General features: G+C 68.0%; 5 protein-coding genes and 1 pseudogene. 2 read left to right on the top strand and 4 right to left on the bottom strand.

The features are described from left to right. Positions 1-995: ice-binding family protein (locus tag M2271_RS04195; protein WP_280885719.1), on the bottom strand; the 995-nt coding region annotated here is incomplete at its 3' end. 621 nt (positions 996-1,616) lie between these two features. Then, positions 1,617-1,915: pseudogene (locus M2271_RS04200) on the bottom strand (transposase); the annotation flags it as partial. 295 nt (positions 1,916-2,210) lie between these two features. Here M2271_RS04200 and M2271_RS04205 point away from each other — a divergent pair. Further along, entirely contained in the window at positions 2,211-3,104 is an 894-nt protein-coding gene (locus M2271_RS04205) for a hypothetical protein (protein WP_280885720.1), read from the top strand. 243 nt (positions 3,105-3,347) lie between these two features. Here M2271_RS04205 and M2271_RS04210 read toward each other — a convergent pair whose 3' ends face one another. Beyond that, the gene (locus M2271_RS04210) at positions 3,348-3,530 is read right to left on the bottom strand and encodes a hypothetical protein (RefSeq protein WP_280885721.1); all 183 of its coding nucleotides are present in this window, start codon (positions 3,528-3,530) and stop codon (positions 3,348-3,350) included. Between the two features lie 478 nt (positions 3,531-4,008). Further along, positions 4,009-4,179 carry a transposase gene (locus tag M2271_RS04215; protein WP_280885722.1) on the bottom strand — a complete coding sequence of 57 codons (171 nt, stop codon included), beginning with the start codon at positions 4,177-4,179 and terminating at the stop codon, positions 4,009-4,011. Between the two features lie 290 nt (positions 4,180-4,469). On the opposite strand from M2271_RS04215, the gene M2271_RS04220 reads away from it, so the two are divergent. After that, positions 4,470-18,584 (top strand): non-ribosomal peptide synthetase/type I polyketide synthase, encoded by a 14,115-nt coding sequence (locus M2271_RS04220; RefSeq protein ID WP_280885723.1) that lies wholly within the window; start codon positions 4,470-4,472, stop codon positions 18,582-18,584. Positions 18,585-18,604: the final 20 nt, after the last annotated feature.

Raw genomic sequence — 18,604 nt, forward strand, 5'->3', positions numbered from 1 at the left:
GGACCGGCAGGACCGGTGTCACCCTTAGGACCGGCAGGACCGGTGTCACCCTTAGGACCGGCAGGACCGGTGTCACCCTTAGGACCGGCAGGACCGGTGTCACCCTTAGGACCGGCAGGACCCGTAGGACCGGCAGGACCGGCAGGACCGGCAGGACCCGTAGGACCGGCAGGACCCGTAGGACCGGCAGGACCGGCAGGACCGGCAGGACCGGCAGGACCAGTCGCGCAGATCGGCGTCGTGATGACGTTGTCGTCCAGCGTTACCGCGCCGATCCTCGCAAGGGCACGGCCTTGGATCGTGGTGCCCGTCGTTACCGTGATCGACTGGTCGGCCATGATGGTGCCCACGAAGGTGGAATTGGTCCCGAGAGTGGCGGAACTGCCCACCTGCCAGAACACGTTGCAGGGCTGTGCACCGTTGACGAGGATGACGCTGCTGGCCGAAGCGGTGGTCAGCGTCGATCCGGCCTGGAAGATCCAGACGGCGTTGGGGTCACCCTTGGCGTTGAGGGTGAGGGCTCCGGTGAGTCCCATTGACGTCGAGGCCGTGTAGACGCCGGGCACCAGTACCTGTCCGCCGAGATCGGCCGTAACGGCCGCTCCGGGTCCCCGACCCGCCGCATCGCCGTAGGCGGTGGTCAGATCCGTCTTCGCCTGAGCGGCCTCGGCGTCGGCCACGTGCAGGTCGCCGAAGATCTGCCCAGGGCCGGAGGGCGTCGACGATGTGAAGCCCGTCACCGAAGAGCCCGGACTGAGTCCCACGTCGCCGTTGATGACGGTGGGGCCGGTGTTGGTGATCGTTGAACCGGCCAGGACCGCGTAACTCTTGGCGGTCCCCAGCTCAACGGGGGTTTCTGCGGCGTGCGCGACGCCCGAAGCCAGCGTGACCGTGGCCAGCAGCACTACTCCGGGCAGGAGCGCGAGACGCGCCTTGAGCCGATGGTGAATGCGGCTGCTGCCTGGTGAATGGGGCGAGTGGACAACCACTGCCATGCGAGTGACCTTTCTTGTCGCCGTCGAGCTCAGTCGCCCCGGCAAAGGGGATTCCGAACTTCCGAAGTGAGTTCCGGTCGGGCCAGAAGCCGCGCCTCTGCAGAATCAGCCGCACATAGAGGTCCGCAGGACGAGTACCTGCGGATGAGCTGATAAACCGTCACCCACCGGTCAGAAGCTAGCAATAGTCTTATAAAGTAGATACATATAAGACGCTGAAGGGGGCACAGGGGGGTGCGTAATTCACCCTGCTGGTCTTGTTGATGCTTGATTCCCAGCCATCAGCTTGTTCTCGGGAGGCCGGGGCACCGGCCGGATCATGGCGGCGCTGACCGGCTCAGACGGGCCGTACCGGGCTCGGCCCTTTCCAGTCCGGAGCAGGTGGTGTCGGCTCGGGGTGAACGAGCATGACCGTCGTGAGCGCGAGCAGCGTTGGCGTAATGGCTTTGCAGCCGGACTCGACGCGACCGTACGCAAGGCACGCCAGGAAGCTGCTGCCGCGCCAGAAGGAGGCACAGATGATTCAGACGATCAACCTTCTGGCACGAATCTGGCGTGCGACAAGTGATCACAGCAGACAGCAGAAGGGCCCGGGCCTCTGACCCGAGGATCGCGCGGGAAAAGGTCGACCAGTCCCCGTTCGTCCAGGAGCTGGAGAACCCTCTGCTGCAGCCGTCCCCAAACTCCGGCGCGGGACCAGATGGCAAACCGGCGATGCACGGTCGACTTTGACGCTCCGAAGCACGGCGGCAACGCCCGCCAGGCGCAGCCGCTGACCAGCACGTAGATGATCGCGACGATGACCGCCTCATCATCGTGTCCGCGACCCCGCCCCCTTGCCGACGCACCCGCGCCGGCGGCAGCAACCGCCTCGCGACCTCCCACAGGCCGTCCGGAACGATCCATCCCCCACCAAGCAGTCTGTTCCTTGCCTCTCGACCGCCAGGTAGACGGCAAGACGGCCGTTTGTGTCGCAGACGACAGTTACCCCCTCTCCCAAAACGGCACGAGCAACCACCTGCTTCCGGTCGCGCCCGCCAGATGCGGTGATGCCTTCAGCAGGTCGTCGGTCTTCACATAGAGTGCGGTGGCGAGGGAGTCCAGCTCTGTCTTCACACACTGACGTTGGGCTCCCTCCCCTTGTTCGCGCAGCCGATCCCTTGGAATAGATCATCTAGGGTGCGCGCCGTTGGACGAACCGATGGGGAGGTTGGGATGGCCGGGACGGATGAGGATGCCGTCGCCGCCGCGGACGACGCGCTCTATGTGCTGACGGCGGTGCTGCTGACGCCGGCGAAGTTCCCGAGCGTGCTGGGCGACGACTATCCGGAGGCCTGCGCGGCGCTGGGCCTCGCGCCGCTGGCCGACGGGTACGGCCTGGTGCTCGGCCAGGACGGCGACGGCGCCAGGTGGACGGTCGTCGTCGACGACGTGGCGCTGGTCGCCGTCGCCATCGCGTCCTGGGACTGCGGTATGGAGCACGACCTGTCGCCCGACGAGCGCACAGTGGTCGCCGCGCTGCCGGGCTGGCCCCTGGCGGTCGCCGTGGCGGCACCTGGTGTGCCTGAGCCGCATGACCCGGACCCCCGGGTCGCGGGCCGTGCCCCGCTGACACCGCCGGACACCTCCGTCTGGGGACCGGCCCAGCGGCGGCTGGGGGCCGACGAGATCGCGCTCCAGTGGGCGAGATGGCGGGAGCAGATCAACGACAGGGAGTTCCTGAACCCGGCCGGCGGTGGCCTCGAGAACAGCGCGTCCTCCGGCGCTCCTGAAGTGGGCGCCTCCTCCAGAGACACCGGACACGGACCGGGTTCGACGGGGCAGGGCAGGACCCCGGGCGGCCACAACGGTATCCGGCGGGTCCTCGCGGAGGCTCGCACGTACGTGGACGCGCCACCGCCGCTCGGCCGCGTCCGGTCGTCGTTCGCCCCGGGGGACGCACGGACCCTGCGGGCCGACGGCCCCGGCTGGTCGCTGGTGGCCAGGACCGACGACATCGCGTTCGTGCTGCTGGACGACGAGCCCGGCGAGATCCTGCCGGTCGGCCGGGGGCCGGAGCTGCCTGGTCTTCTGCAGGCGCTGGACAAGATGGCCGTACGCCCGCTGTGAGGCCACGCGCGGGCATACGGCCGAGGGTGGTGAGACCGACGGCGCGGCCGCTGCCCGTGACGTCGGGGCGGCACACAGGTCACAGGGCCGTACGACACCCACGGAACCGGTCACGGTCGGTAGGCGCCCGCTCGCGAGCCATGCCGTCGGCTGACCCGCCGGCGGTCATGGGGTCGGCTGGGGTACACCGGTGGTCGCTCTCGGCGGCCCGGTCGGGTCCGTTCGCCTCTGTTCGGTAGGACGTCAGCGGCCGATTTCCTTTCGGGTCACACGGCGCAGCCTGCGCCGCTGCGAGGGGTCCAGCGTGAGGTAGGCGGCTGCCGGGACTCCCAGGACTATCAGGAGCGCGGCCCACCAGGGCAGCCAGATCAGCAGGATGAGCCCGACCGCCACACCCCCTGCGGCGATCTTCGCGTTCTTCGACATGTGCGTCGCCTCCTTCGCGGCCACGGCCGCTCTCTGTCCAGAAGAACGGGGTCGCGCCTCCCACAGTTCCGGATCGCGACCCTGAGACGCCCCTGAGACATCCCCTAGTAGGCACGGTCGGCCCAGACCAGCCGCAGCAGCCCGCCCGGCTCGGCTCGGCCATGAAGCGAGCCGCCAGGTCCGGGGCGGCGACCGAGTCGTGCACGTCGGCGGGGGTGACGGTGGCCTCCCGCAGCAGGCCGCAGGTGTCGGTCAGGGGGTGGCGCTTGGGGCCGTCCCTCCATTTCGCGCCGTCGTAGCCGCGGCTGTCGCCGGCGACGGTGTCCGCGCCGTCGACTGACTGGGCGTCGATGATCCCGGCACTCGGCTCGGGGGACCGTCCCTGCTGCTGTCGCTCGATGCGCCGCAGTCGCTGGTACAGCTCGCGCACGTAACCGTGGCGACACCACCGCCGGAAGAAGTCGTATACCGCCCGCCATCAGGGAAAATCAGCGGGGACAGCACGCCACTTCGCGCCGTTGTCGACGACGTGGCGCACCCCGTCGACCATTTCCCGGTGGCAGAACGCTTCCGGGCGGCCGCCCCGGCCCTCCAGCCAGGCCGGGACCGGCATCGACGCACGGATCTGAGCCCGTTCCGCGTCGGTCATATCGGTGGGACAGCTCTGAACGCGCGGTCCCGCAGCGAGCGGCCCCGCACCGGTGCACGTCACAGTCACACGAGGGACCGAAGTGGACGCAACAGCGCCCCCAGTGGTCAACTGGCCTGGCAGCGGGTCTCCTTGGACGAGTTGGGTCTCACCAACCACGTCTCTACCGAGGGACCCGCTCTTCCACACCCGCCCCCACCACTGGCACCTGCGTGCGAGACATCACCTACACCGCAGTAGCCGAACGCCCCTCGCTTCACCACCACGCTCTGACTCGCAGGAGGGTCAATATGGATACCGCGAACTCGATTCCGTGGGTTTTGTCGGGCCGCTCGGAGACCGCTTTGCGGCAGCAGGCCGCCCAGTTGGCTGGGTATGTCGAAGCACGGCCTGACCTGTCCATCAGCGATGTGGCTTTCTCCCTCGCGACCACGCGGGCGACGTTCCCTCATCGCGGTGTGGTGCTCGGCGCCGGACGCCAGGAGCTGCTGGAGGGGCTCCATGCCTTGTCGGAGGGACGGTCCGCGGTGGGCCTGGTGACAGGGAAAGCGGCCCCTGGCGATGGCCCCGGTGCGCGCGGTGTGGTGTTCGTGTTCCCCGGCCACGGCACACAGTGGGCGGGGATGGCAGTCGAACTGCTGGAGACCTCGACGGTGTTCGCCGACTCGATGGCCGCCTGCGGGGCGGCGTTGGAACCGTTTTTCGACTGGCCGTTGCTGGACGTGGTGCGGGGCGACGCGGCCGCCACCCTGTTGGAGCGTACCGACGTCATCTCGCCGGTCGTGTGGGCGGTCACGGTGTCCTTGGCGGCGGTATGGCGATCGTACGGCGTGGAACCCGCCGCCGTGGTAGGCCATTCGCAGGGAGAGGTGGCCGCGGCCTGCGTGGCCGGTGCGCTGTCCCTCGATGACGGAGCGCGGATCGTGACCGCGGGTGCAACGGCGATCGTCGAGGGGCTCTCCGGTATCGGCGGGGTCGTGGCAGTGGGGCTCCCGGTCGAGGTCGTACGTGAAAGGCTGTCCCGTTGGGAGGGGCGGTTGTCCATCGCTGCCGTCAACGGCCCGGCGTTGACGGCCGTGTCCGGTAGCGAAGACGCTCTGTCCGAGCTCATGGCCGAGTGGGCCGGCGACGCCTTTCTGGCGCCGGTCAAGTCCGATTTCCCCGCTCATTCCACGTTTGTGGAGCGGATCGAGGGGCGCACGAAATCGTTCCTGACGTCGATTCAGCCGCAGGCTTCCCGCGTCCCGTTCTACTCCACGGTGACGGGGCATCGGTTGGACACCGAGACGTGTGACCCACACTATTGGTACAGCAATATGCGTGAAACCGTGAACTTTTATGGCGCGGTGAGTGAATTGCTCGCAGACGGATTCGATGCCTTCGTCGAGGCGAGTCCCCACCCGATCCTGATCGGGAATGTGCAGGAGGCCGCTCAGGCCGCAGGTGCTTCCGCGGCGGCAGTCGGCAGTCTTCGCCGGGGTGAAGGAAGCGCTGATCGGCTGCTGGTCTCAGTGGCCCAACTCTACGCTGCGGGCGTCGAGGTGGATTGGACGGCATTCTTCGACGGTGCCACCAGGGTGGAACTACCTGTCTCGGAAACGGATTCTGACCAAGGGCGTCATCCGCATGTGCAGCAGAATCCTTCCGGCACACAGCGAGATGTCGACCTTGAGAAGCTCGTCCGGGACGAATGCGCGGCAGTTCTGGGGGTCGACGAGCTGGACGACGTCCAGCTCGACCGGACCTTCCTGGAGATCGGTCTTGATTCCGCGAAGCTCGTCGAGCTGGTGGTCCGGCTCAATTCAGCGACCGGCTTGATGCTGACGAGCAGTACTCTTTTCGACTACCCGGGTCCGGCCCGACTCGCTGATTTTCTGCTCTCGGAGATGTCCGGGACGACCGGTACCGCCGATGCCCGACCGACGCCGATCGGCGCCGCGGAGGACGAGCCCATCGCGATCATCGGCATCGCTTGTCGGTTTCCAGGCGGTGTCGACTCGCCGGAAGGCCTCTGGGACCTCGTCCGCGAGGGCACGGACGCGATATCGACGATGCCGACCGACCGCGGGTGGAGCGCGGAGGTGCTTTCCACGGGGCGCGGCGGAGGCTTCATGGAGGAAGCGGCCGAGTTCGACGCCGGCTTCTTCGGGATCTCCCCGCGTGAGGCCCTCGCGATGGACCCACAACAGCGGCTGGTGCTGGAAGCGGCCTGGGAAGCGGTGGAGGACGCCGGGATCGTGCCCTCGTCGCTGAGCGGCAGCCACACTGGTGTCTTCCTGGGGGCGATACCTCAGGACTACGGACCCCGGGCGCACGAGGCGCCCGGCGACTCCGAGGGCTACACGTTGACCGGGACGACGCCGAGCGTGCTCTCCGGTCGTGTGTCGTACGTCCTGGGTCTGCAGGGACCGGCGTTGACGGTGGACACGGCGTGCTCGTCGTCCTTGGTGGCGTTGCATCTGGCCTGTCGGGCGGTGCGGTCCGGGGAGTGCTCGATGGCGCTGACCGGCGGTGTCACGGTCATGGCCACGCCGGGAGTCTTCGTCGAGTTGGGCAAACGCCAGGGGCTGTCGGCGGACGGGCGGTGCAGGTCGTTCGCCGAGGCCGCGAGTGGTACGGGGTGGGCCGAGGGCGTGGGCGTGCTGCTGGTGGAACGGCTCTCGGACGCGCGACGGCTCGGGCATGAGGTGCTGGCGGTGGTCAGGGGCACCGCGGTGAATCAGGACGGTGCGTCCAACGGCCTGACCGCGCCGAACGGTCTGGCGCAGCAGCGGGTGATTCGGCAGGCGCTGGCGAATGCCGGCCTGTCCGCGTCGGAGGTCGACGTGGTGGAAGCGCACGGCACGGGTACCTCGCTGGGTGACCCGATCGAGGCCCAGGCGTTGTTGGCGACCTATGGCCGGGCCCGAGCTGCCGACAGCCCGTTGTGGCTGGGCTCGCTGAAATCGAATATCGGGCATACGCAGGCCGCTGCGGGCGTGGGCGGCGTGATCAAGATGGTCCTGGCGATGCGCCACGGACTGCTGCCGAAGACGCTGCACGTGGATCAGCCGTCGACGAAGATCAATTGGTCGGACGGCACGGTGCGACTGCTGACCGAGCCGCGGGAGTGGCCGGACAGTGGGCATCCGCGCCGGGCCGGTGTCTCTTCGTTCGGCATCAGCGGTACCAATGCGCATGTCGTCCTCGAGCAGGTCCCGGCGGTCGAGCGGGACACCACCGCAGGTGACACCGATCCTGATCCGCGGCACCGGGCGGATGGTGGGTCGTCGTTGCCGGTGGTCGTATCGGGGCCGACGGCGGCGGCGCTGGCCGGGCAGGCGGGACGGCTCGCGTCGTTCCTGGAGCCCGGTACGGCCGCCGCGGGGCCGGATCTGGGTGAAGTGGCGCGCTCCTTGATGAGCAGCCGCACGCTGTGGGAACACCGGGCTCTGATAGTCGCCGACGACACCGCGGGAGCGGTGGAGGGGCTGCGGGCGTTGGCAGCGGGGCAGCCGGCGCCGGGTGTGGTGACGGGTGTCGCGGGTTCGGGCCCGGTGGGCAGGACGGTGTTCGTGTTCCCCGGTCAGGGCACGCAGTGGGCCGGGATGGGACAGCGACTGTGCGAGACCGAACCGGTGTTCGCCGCGCGGATGGCCGAGTGTGAGCATGCGCTCGCGCCCTATGTGGACTGGTCCTTGTCCGAGGTGGTCGGCCAGGTCGAGGGCGCACCGACCTTGGACCGGGTCGATGTGGTCCAGCCGGTGACATTCGCCGTGATGGTGTCACTGGCGGCTTTGTGGCAGTCCTGTGGTGTGCGACCGGATGCGGTGATCGGGCATTCCCAGGGAGAGATCGCCGCGGCGTGTGTGGCGGGCGCGTTGTCGCTGCCCGACGCCGCACGCGTGGTGGCCCTGCGCGCTCGGACGATCGCGAGCGAGCTGGCCGGGCACGGCGGAATGCTGTCCGTGCCACTGCCCGAGGAACAGGTACGCGAAGACGGTCGGATCCGGGCGGACGGCACCGTCGAGGTGGCCGCGCTCAACGGCCCGGCCTCGGTGGTACTCGCGGGCGACCCCGACTCGCTGGCGGAGATCCAGACCGAATACCAGGCGCGGGGTGTGCGCGCCCGGATGATCCCGGTCGACTACGCCTCCCACAGCGCACAGGTGGAGGCCATCGAGGACCAGCTGGCCGGAATCCTGGACGGTGTCGCGTCCGAACTACCTGCCGTGCCCTGGTATTCCACCGTGGACGGTGGCTGGATCGCCCACCGGGTCGACAGCCGGTACTGGTATCGCAACCTGCGGCACATGGTCGGGTTCGCACCGGCGGCCCGGGACTTGGCAGAGCAGGGTTTTCGGGTGTTCGTCGAAATCAGTGCGCATCCGGTGCTGACCGCCGGCCTCCAGGACACCCTGGAGGACATGGGGGTGACCGGTCTGGTGTGCGGAACGCTGCGCCGTGACCACGGCGACTCCAGTCGGTTCGCGCACTCGCTGGCGGAGCTGTTCGTTCAGGGCGTCGAGGTGGATTGGACGCGTCTGCTGCCGACGGGGGCGAGCCGGAGGGCGGCCCTGCCGACCTATGCCTTCCAACGGCAGAAGTACTGGGTGCACCCCGAGGTGCGGGCGGATGTGTCGGGTGCGGGGCTGGAACGGGTGGAGCACTCGTTGCTGGGTGCCGTGGTGGAGGATCCGGAGTCCGGCGGGGCGGTGCTGACCGGACGGGTGTCGCTGGGTGCACATCCCTGGCTGGCCGACCATGTGGTGGCCGGGGTGGTGCTGCTGTCGGGCGCGGCATTGGTGGAGTGGGCTATCACGGCCGGTGACCGGGTCGGGCTGACCGCGGTCGAGGAGTTGGTGATCGAGACGCCGCTGCGGCTGCCGGAGACGGGGTCGGTGCGGATCCAGGTCCGGGTGGGTGAGCTCGATCGGGCGGGGCGCCGCTCCATCGGGATCCATTCGCGTTCCGACGGTGCGCAGGGGATCTGGACCCGTCACGCTTCGGGTTTCCTGGCCGCCGAGATCGGTTCCGCCGCGGTCGGCGACGCGACGGATGTGTGGCCGCCTTCGGGTGCGTCGCCGGTCTCGGTCGAGGGTTTCTACGACACCCTGGCCGGGTGGGGTCATGAGTACGGCCCGGTGTTCCGGGGGCTGAGCGCCGCTTGGGTTCGTGGGGCCGAATGGTTCGCGGAGGTCGAGCTGCCCGCGCAGACCGAGACCGCCGGGTTCGCTTTCCACCCCGCCCTCCTCGAAGCCGCTCTGCACGCGGGTTGGCTCGGCGCCGGACCCGGTGCGGGCGTCCCGTCGGGTGACGACGGCGATACGGGGGCCGTGGTGCTGCCGCTGACCTGGAATCGGGTTGTGGTGCACGCCGTCGGGGCCAGGCGGGTGCGGGTTCGGCTGGTGCCCGGTGCCGACGGGACGTCGGTGGAGTTGACCGACCCGATCGGCATGCCGGTGCTGTCGGTCGGCTCCGCGCTGAGCGGACCCGTCCCGGTCCGGCGGCTCGAGGACACCGGGGAGGGTCGCGGTGATCACCACGAGGGTGCGCTGTTCGGTATCGACTGGCTCGGTCTTCCTGCCGGAGGTGGCACCGGGCAACCGTCGGTGGTTCCGGTTTCGGACGTGGGGGACCTCTCCGAGGCGGCTCAGACGGGTGGGGACGCGCAGTGGGTGCTGTTGTGCGTGGATTCGGGTCTGGCGGATGTGGGTGATCCGCAGCGGGCCCGATCGGCGATCAAGGTCACCTTGGCGGTGTTGCAGGCATTTCTCAGCGATTCCGTGTGGGCGTCCTCCCGGCTCGTGGTGGTCACTCGCGGAGGCGTCGCGGTCGGGGACCGCGACGAGGACATTCCGGTCGATCCGGTGGCCTCCGCGGTGTGGGGGCTGGTGCGTACCGCCCAGGCGGAGAACCCCGACCGGATCCTGCTCGCCGATCTGGATGTTCCGGTGCGGGCCGGTTCCGACAGGACACGGGCGTCGGTGGTCGAGGCGGTGTCGGGCGTACTGGGCCAGGTGGCGGTCGCCGAGGAGTCCCAGTTCGCCCTTCGTCGTGGGGTGGTGTGGGTGCCGCGGCTGGTCCGGTCCGGCCAGAGCGGGCCGACGCGGCCGTTGGACACGGCAGGCACGGTGTTGATCACGGGCGGGACGGGGGTGCTGGGCGCCGTGGTGGCGCGGCACCTGGTGGCCGCGCACGGGGTTCGCAGCGTGGTACTGGCCTCGCGTCGTGGTGAGCACGCGCCGGCGGCGGCCGGACTGCGCAAGGAACTCGAGGGGCTGGGGGCGCGGGTACGCACAGTGGCCTGTGACGTCGCCGACCGTGAGCAGGTGCGGGCCCTGGTGGCGGACATCCCCGAGGAGGCGCCGCTCACCGCGGTGGTGCACACCGCGGGCGTCCTCGACGACGGCGTGATCGGCGCGCTGACTCCCGAGCGGTTCGACGCGGTGCTCCGCCCCAAGGCGGACGCGGCGGTGTACCTGGACGAGGAGACCCGGGGGCTGGATCTGGCCGCGTTCGTGCTGTTCTCCTCGGCTGCGGGGGTGCTGGGCAGCGGTGGGCAGGGCAATTACGCGGCGGCCAACGCGTTCCTCGACGGGCTGGCCATTCGGCGCAGGCGAGCGGGCCATGCGGCCCTCTCGCTGAACTGGGGGTACTGGGCCGAGGCCAGCGGCATGACCGGGCACCTGGGGCAGCGTGAGCTGGCCAGGATGAATCGCATGGGGATGCGGGCGCTGGACTCCGATCAGGGCATGCGTCTGCTGGATACCGCGATGGCCTCCTCCCGACCGGTGCTGATGGCGGCGGAGCTGGACACGGCGGCGTTGCGGGGGCAGGCCCGTGCCGGTGAGCTGCCTGCGATGCTGCGTGGCGTGGTGGGCAAGGTCCGTCGAACGGCGCACACCGCCGATACCGATACCGATGGTGCCTGGGTGGACAGGCTGGCGAGGCTGGATACCGCTACGCGGCTGTCGACCCTGACCGATCTGGTACGCGCCGAGGCCGCGGTCGTACTCGGTGCTGCCGACAGCAACCAGCCAGGGGTGTCGCAGGCGTTCAAGGAGGTCGGGTTCGACTCTCTGACGGCGGTGGAGTTGCGCAACCGGCTCACGGCAGCCATCGGGGTCGCGCTGCCCGCGACAACGATCTTCGACCACCCCACCCCCGACGCCGTGGCCCGTCACCTCCTCGACCAGCTCTACGGCGGCCCGTTGACGAGGCCGACGGCGAACCTCATGGAGCGTGCGGCGCAACGCGCGGAGCACCCGGCGTCGGAGGGGCAACGCCGGCTGTGGTTCCTGGAACATCTGAATCCTGGCACCCCCCGGTACAGCGTGGTGCTGAAACTCCGTACCACTCGCCCGCTGGATCACGCGCTGCTGAGCAGGGCGCTGGAACTGACCACGCGGCGGCATGAGGCGTTGCGCACCGGGTTCGTCGTCCGGGACGGCGACCTCGTCCAGGTCGTGCGTGAGGACGGCGCGGTTGCGGTGGTGTTCGAGGACCTCTCGGCGCTCGGCGAGGATCAGGCCGAGGTGCTGGCCGAGCGGATCCGGCGTGAGGAACTGACCCCCCTCGACCTGGGCGGGCAAGCACTGTTGCGGTGCTTGGTACTGGACACGTCGCCGGATGAGCAGCATGTGTGCTTCACCATGCACCACGCCATCACCGACGGCTGGTCCTGCGCGGTTTTCCTACGGGACTTCTTTGCCGCCTGTCGTGCGATCGGCGAGGGTACGGAGTTCGCCGAGGCCGAGGTCGACCGGCACCTGGGTGACTATGCCAGGTGGGAGCAGAACAGCCTGCGGGAAGGCCGTTTCGACGAGGCCCTCGGATTCTTTCGGTCGGAGCTCGATGGAGTACCCCGCCTCGAACTGCCACGACGAGAGGCGTCCGGCGAAGACACCGAGGGAGACGACGCCGTCTACTTCACGGTGCCGGCCTCGCTGTGGGGCGAGGTGGAGGCACTGGCAGCACGCCGGTCGATGACGCCGTACACAGTCCTTGTCAGCGCCTACGCGGTGCTGCTCGCCCGCTATACGGACCAGTACGATTTCGCACTCGGCACGGTTTGGGCCAACCGTGAGCTGCCGATCGCCGATTCGGTGGGATTCTTCGCGAATACGTTGCCGTTGCGGTGCGATATGTCCGGCCTCCCTTCTTTCGACCAGGTTCTGGAATCGATGGCACCGCGTGTCCGAGGTGTACTCCAGCACCAGAGCGTGCCGCTGACTGAGATAGCCCCTGCCGGGAGCGGTCGGCGTATCGGCACCGAGAATCCATTCTTCCGCGCCGCGTTCAACTACCTGAGTACAGGATTGCGTCTCGAGCATCACGGCGAGGACTTGGGGATGCAGTCGATCGCCGCGAGTTCATCCGGAAACGTCCGGGGAGCGGCCAAGTTCGAACTCGGGCTGACACTGCTCGCGGTCGAACCGGGCTCGGGCGGTGGACTGCAGGGGGAGCTCGAGTTCTCGTCCACCGTGCTGGATCGGGCATCGGCGGAGCGAATGGCCGTAAATTTCCGGACGCTCCTGACCTCGATCGTGCGCGAGCCGGGCCGAAGGATCAGTGAGTTCGCGCTGGTTGGTGAGGACGAACTGGCCTGGCTCGAAGAACGAAACGGTGCGGTTGCACCGGTGGACCCGGCGACGGTTTCCGAATTGTTCGAGGCGCAGGTCGGGCGAAATCCCGGTGCGTCGGCTGTCATGTTCGAAGATGTCGAGCTTTCGTATGCAGAGCTGGAGACGGCGTCAAATCGATTGGCGAGGGTGCTGATCGAGTCCGGCGTAGGTCCGGAAAAGGTTGTGGCGCTGGTATTGCCGCGATCGAGCGAGATGGTGATCGCGGTGCTGGCCGTGTTCAAGGCCGGGGGTGCCTGTCTGCCGATCGACCCGCACTATCCGGCCGACCGGATCGCGTTCATGATGGCCGACGCCGGCCCCATCGCCGCGGTCACTGTCCACGAATGGGCCGGCACACTGTCCGAGGCCATTCCGACAGTGGTGCTGGATACCGCGGATACGATCGCTCGACTGCATGCACAACCCGGCCGTACGGTCACCGATGACGATCGGCTCGGTCCGTTGCACGTGCTCAATCCTGCGTATGTCATCTATACCTCCGGATCCACCGGTGTACCCAAGGGGGTGACGGTAGGCCATACCGGTCTGGTGAACCTGATGACAGCCCAGCTCGACAACCTGGCGGTCGGCGAAGGAAGCCGAGTGCTGCAGCTGGCTTCCCCGAGCTTCGACATGGCATTCTGGGAATTCTGCACCGCACTCGTTTCAGGGGCGACACTGGTGGTCGTTCCCGATGATCGCCTGCTTGTGGGTGACGCACTGTCCGCCTTCATCGTTGAACGCGGAATAACGCATGCCGTTATCACGCCGAGCCTTCTGGAGACGATGACGGCAGAAGACGTGCCCGACCTCGGGTGTCTTGTCGTCGGAGGCGAAGCGTGTTCGGGTGAGCTCGCGGCGCGCTGGTCGCAGGGCAGGCGAATGGTCAATGCTTACGGTCCGACCGAGACGACGCTGTATGCCACCATAAGCTCGCCATTGACGGCGGAAGGCGACGTTCCGCCTATCGGTGGGCCGGTGTGGAATACGCGGGTGTATGTGTTGGACGGTGGTTTGCGTGTGGTGCCGGTGGGTGTGGCGGGTGAGTTGTATGTTTCCGGTGCTGGGTTGGCGCGGGGATATGTGGGGCGGCCGGGTCTGACGGCGTCGCGGTTCGTGGCTGATCCGTTCGGGGATGCGGGTGAGCGGATGTACCGGACGGGGGATGTGGTGCGGTGGCGGTCGGACGGTCAGCTGGAGTTCGTGGGGCGGTCGGACGGCCAGGTGAAGATCCGGGGTTTCCGGGTCGAGCTGGGTGAAGTCGAGTCGGCGCTGGCTCGGCATCCCGCGGTGGGGCGGGTTGTGGTGGTTGCCGGGGAGGGTCCTGCCGGGGATCGGCGGCTGGTTGCTTATGTGGTTCCGGCGTCAGGTGCGGTGGTGGATGCCGGTGTGCTGCGGGAGTTCGTTGGCGGGCGTCTGCCGGATTACATGGTGCCGGCGGTGGTGATGGTGGTGGACGGGCTGCCGTTGACCCCGAACGGGAAGGTGGATCGGGGCGCGTTGCCGGCGCCTGATTTCGGGGTTGCTCCGGGTGGCCGAGGACCGCGTACGCCGGTGGAGGAGGTTTTGTGCGGGGTGTTCGCCGAGGTGTTGGATGTGCCGCGGGTCGGGGCGGAGGACAGCTTCTTCGAGCTGGGTGGGCATTCGCTGTTGGCGACGCAAGTGGTCTCGCGTATTCGTAAGTTGTTCGGTGTCGAGTTGGGTGTACGAACCCTGTTCGACGCACCGACGGTGGCCGCCCTGGCACAGGCGATGGGAGCCGGTGCGGCTGAGGCAAGGCCCAAGTTGACGCGAGCGGACCGCCCTGAGGCAATACCGTTGTCGTTCGCACAAAGTCGTCTGTGGTTCCTGCATCGGTTCGAAGGACCCAGCGCCACCTACAACATTCCGCTGGCGGTGCGAATGACCGGTGATGTGGATGTCGTGGCCCTGACGGCTGCCGTGGGTGATGTCCTCGGCAGGCATGAGGCTTTGCGCACGGTGTTCCCCGAGATCGATGGTGTGCCTCGGCAACTGGTGCTCGACGTCGATCAGGTCCGCCCGGAACTGGTGGTCACCACAGTGGCCGATCACGACCTGGAGGATGTTCTTGCCAGGGCGGCACAGCATGTTTTCGATCTCGTCGTGGACATCCCCCTTCGAGTCGAACTGTTCCAGGTGCGAAACGACCGGCAGCGGGGTGCAGACGACAGCGGCGAGTACCTCCTGGTGCTGGTGGTGCACCACATCGCGGGTGACGGCTGGTCCATGGCCCCGCTGTGGCGTGATCTGAGCACCGCGTACACCGCGCGGAGCGCGGGACGTTCCCCTGAATGGCCGGGGCTGCCGGTGCAGTACGCGGACTACACGCTGTGGCAGCGGGAACTGCTGGGCGACGGCAACGATCCCGACACTGAGATGGCCTCGCAGGTCAGCTACTGGACCCAGGCACTGGCCGGGTTGCCCGAGCGGATCGAGTTGCCCACAGACCGCCCGTATCCGGCGGTGCCCTCCTACACCGGCGATGTGGTGAGCTTCGACTGGGACGCGGGACTGCATACCCGGCTGCGGGATGTCGCTCGCGAATGCGGGGCGAGCCTGTTCATGGTGGTGAACGCCGCGTTGGTGGTGCTGCTGTCCAGGCTCGGTGGTGGTGAGGACATTCCCGTCGGGGTGGTCATCGCCGGCCGGACCGACGAGGCAGTGGAGGATCTGGTCGGATTCTTCGCCAACACACTCATCCTGCGCACCGACACCTCCGGTGCCCCGACGCTCCGGGAGCTGATCGAACAGGTCCGCGAGCGCAGCCTGGACGCCTACGCTCATCAGGACGTTCCCTTCGAACGACTGGTGGAGGCCCTCAACCCGGTCCGGTCGATGGCGCATCAGCCACTCGCGCAGGTGATGCTCGCCTGGCAGAACAACATGTCGGGCGAACTGCGTCTGCCCGGACTGGACGTCTCGCTCGAAACCATCCGGACGGCGACCGCGAAATTCGATCTCTCCTTCTACTTCGAGGAACACGACGACGCTCGCCTGGCTCCGGCCGGGTTGGCGGGAGCGGTGGAGTTCCGGACGGATGTCTTCGACCGGGCAACGGTCGAAGGCGTTGTGGCACAGCTTCGGCGGGTGCTGGAGGCGGTGGCCGCCGATCCGGATCAGCGGGTGGATGCCGTCGACGTGCTGGACGCCGGCGAGCGCGAGCGACTGCTGGTGAAACAGAACGACACCGCCGTCGCCCTCGAACCCGTCACGGTTCCGGAGCTGTTCGAGGGCCGGGCGGAGAGGACCCCGGATGCCACGGCGTTGGTGTTCGAGGGTGTCGAGTTGTCCTACGCGGAGCTGAACGCGCGGGCGAACAGGCTGGCTCACCTTCTGCTGGCGAGGGGAGTGGGACGGGACGCGGTGGTCGCGCTGGCGATGCCTCGTTCCATCGAGATGGTGGTCGGCCTGCTGGCCGTGCTCAAGGTCGGTGCCGCGTATCTGCCGATCGACCCGGACTATCCGGCCGATCGGATCGAGTTCATGGTGACCGATGCCCGGCCGGCACTGGTGATCACCACGGCTGAGACGGCCCGTGACTTCCCGTGTCGGCAACTGGTGCTGGACGACGAGAAGCAACTCCCCGCATACCCCTCGGAAAATCCCGGCGCGGCATTCCGTCCGTCGGTGTCCAGTCCGGCCTACGTCATTTACACCTCAGGATCCACCGGCACGCCCAAGGGGGTCGTCGGTCTGCACGGCGGACTGACGAACAGGCTGGCGTGGTTCCAGGACTGCTATCCGTGGCTGCCGGGCGAACCGTCCTGCGCGAAGAGTTCGCTCAGTTTCATCGACGGTTGCACCGAGTTGCTGGGACCGCTCTGCCACGGAGGTCTCGTCGTACTCGCCGACCGGGCCGCAGCCAAGCAGGTGCCCGATCTGGTCGCGTTGGTGGAGCGCCACCACATCACACGCCTCACCGTGGTCCCCAGCCAGCTGTCATCGATCCTGGACTACGGCCGACCCGAGCGACTGACCAGCTGCAGGCTGTGGATCAGCAGCGGCGAGCCGCTGACCGGAGCGGTGGCAACCCGGTTCGCCGAGGTGTTCCCCGACGCCACCCTGCTCAACCTCTACGGTTCGTCCGAGGCCAGCGGGGACAGCCTGCACGGCGAGGTCCATGGTTCGGACACTCCGATCGGTGAGCCGGTGTGGAATACGCGGGTGTATGTGTTGGACGGTGGTTTGCGTTTGGTGCCGGTGGGTGTGGCGGGTGAGTTGTATGTTTCCGGTGCTGGGTTGGCGCGGGGATATGTGGGGCAGCCGGGTCTGACGGCGTCGCGGTTCGTGGCTGATCCGTTCGGGGATGCGGGTGAGCGGATGTACCGGACGGGGGATGTGGTGCGGTGGCGGTCGGACGGTCAGCTGGAGTTCGTGGGGCGGTCGGACGGCCAGGTGAAGATCCGGGGTTTCCGGGTCGAGCTGGGTGAAGTCGAGTCGGCGCTGGCTCGGCATCCCGCGGTGGGGCGGGTTGTGGTGGTTGCCGGGGAGGGTCCTGCCGGGGATCGGCGGCTGGTTGCCTATGTGGTTCCGGCGTCAGGTGCGGTGGTGGATGCCGGTGTGCTGCGGGAGTTCGTTGGCGGGCGTCTGCCGGATTACATGGTGCCGGCGGTGGTGATGGTGGTGGACGGGCTGCCGTTGACCCCGAACGGGAAGGTGGATCGGGGCGCGTTGCCGGCGCCTGATTTCGGGGTTGCTCCGGGTGGCCGAGGACCGCGTACGCCGGTGGAGGAGGTTTTGTGCGGGGTGTTCGCCGAGGTGTTGGATGTGCCGCGGGTCGGGGCGGAGGACAGCTTCTTCGAGCTGGGTGGGCATTCGCTGTTGGCGACGCAAGTGGTCTCGCGTATTCGTAAGTTGTTCGGTGTCGAGTTGGGTGTACGAACCCTGTTCGACGCACCGACGGTGGCCGCCCTGGCACAGGCGATGGAAGGCGACTCCTCGGGACGTGGGCTTGAGGTCCTCCTGCCGCTGCGCTCCACGGGCAGCGCGTCTCCCGTGTTCTGCGTTCACCCCGGCGGTGGAGTCGGTTGGCCCTACGCCGGACTTCTGCGGTACATCGATCGCGAGCGCCCCGTCTACGGACTCCAGGCACGAGCACTGACCCGATCGGAACAATCTCCGCCGACAGTGGAGGAGATGGCCGCGGACTACGTTCGGCAGATCCGTACCATCCAGCCGGCCGGACCCTATTACTTGCTGGGATGGTCCTTCGGCGGCGTGGTCGCCCACGCCATGGCCGTCCAGTTGCAGGCCGACGGGCAGGAGGTGGCCATGCTGGCCATGCTCGACTCGACACCGCCCGATCACACGGCGTCCAGCGACGAACATTCCCGACCGAGTGAACAGCAGCTACTCCGTCTGCTCTTCGATCAGCTTTCCTACGGTCACGGTGTTCTCCCGCCAGGACAGCCGGAGTTCGCCGATGTGGACGACGTCGTGGACGCCCTGCGAGTCGCCGGTGCGCCGGTGGATGCCCTGGTGGACCCGCACACGCTGCGTGCGATCATGCTGGGCTTCACTCAACATGCCCAATTGCACGGGGCCCACGAGCCTCGCCGTTTTCACGGCGATCTGATCCTGTTCACGGCCGCGTTGGAAGAAGACGGCGGAATCAAGACCGTGAACCTTGCCGAGAAATGGCGGCCCCACATCGATGGCGGGATCAGCGTTCATGATGTCGATGCGAGCCACAATCGCATGCTGCGACCCGATGCCCTGGAGCAGATCGGCCCGGTATTGTCGGGCGTCCTCGCGCGGCTCGCTCATGGCCACCGATGATTCTTCTCTCCCACGAAGGG

The sequence above is a fragment of the Streptomyces sp. LBL genome (genome assembly GCF_029893585.1).
Classification (GTDB): Bacteria; Actinomycetota; Actinomycetes; order Streptomycetales; family Streptomycetaceae; genus Streptomyces.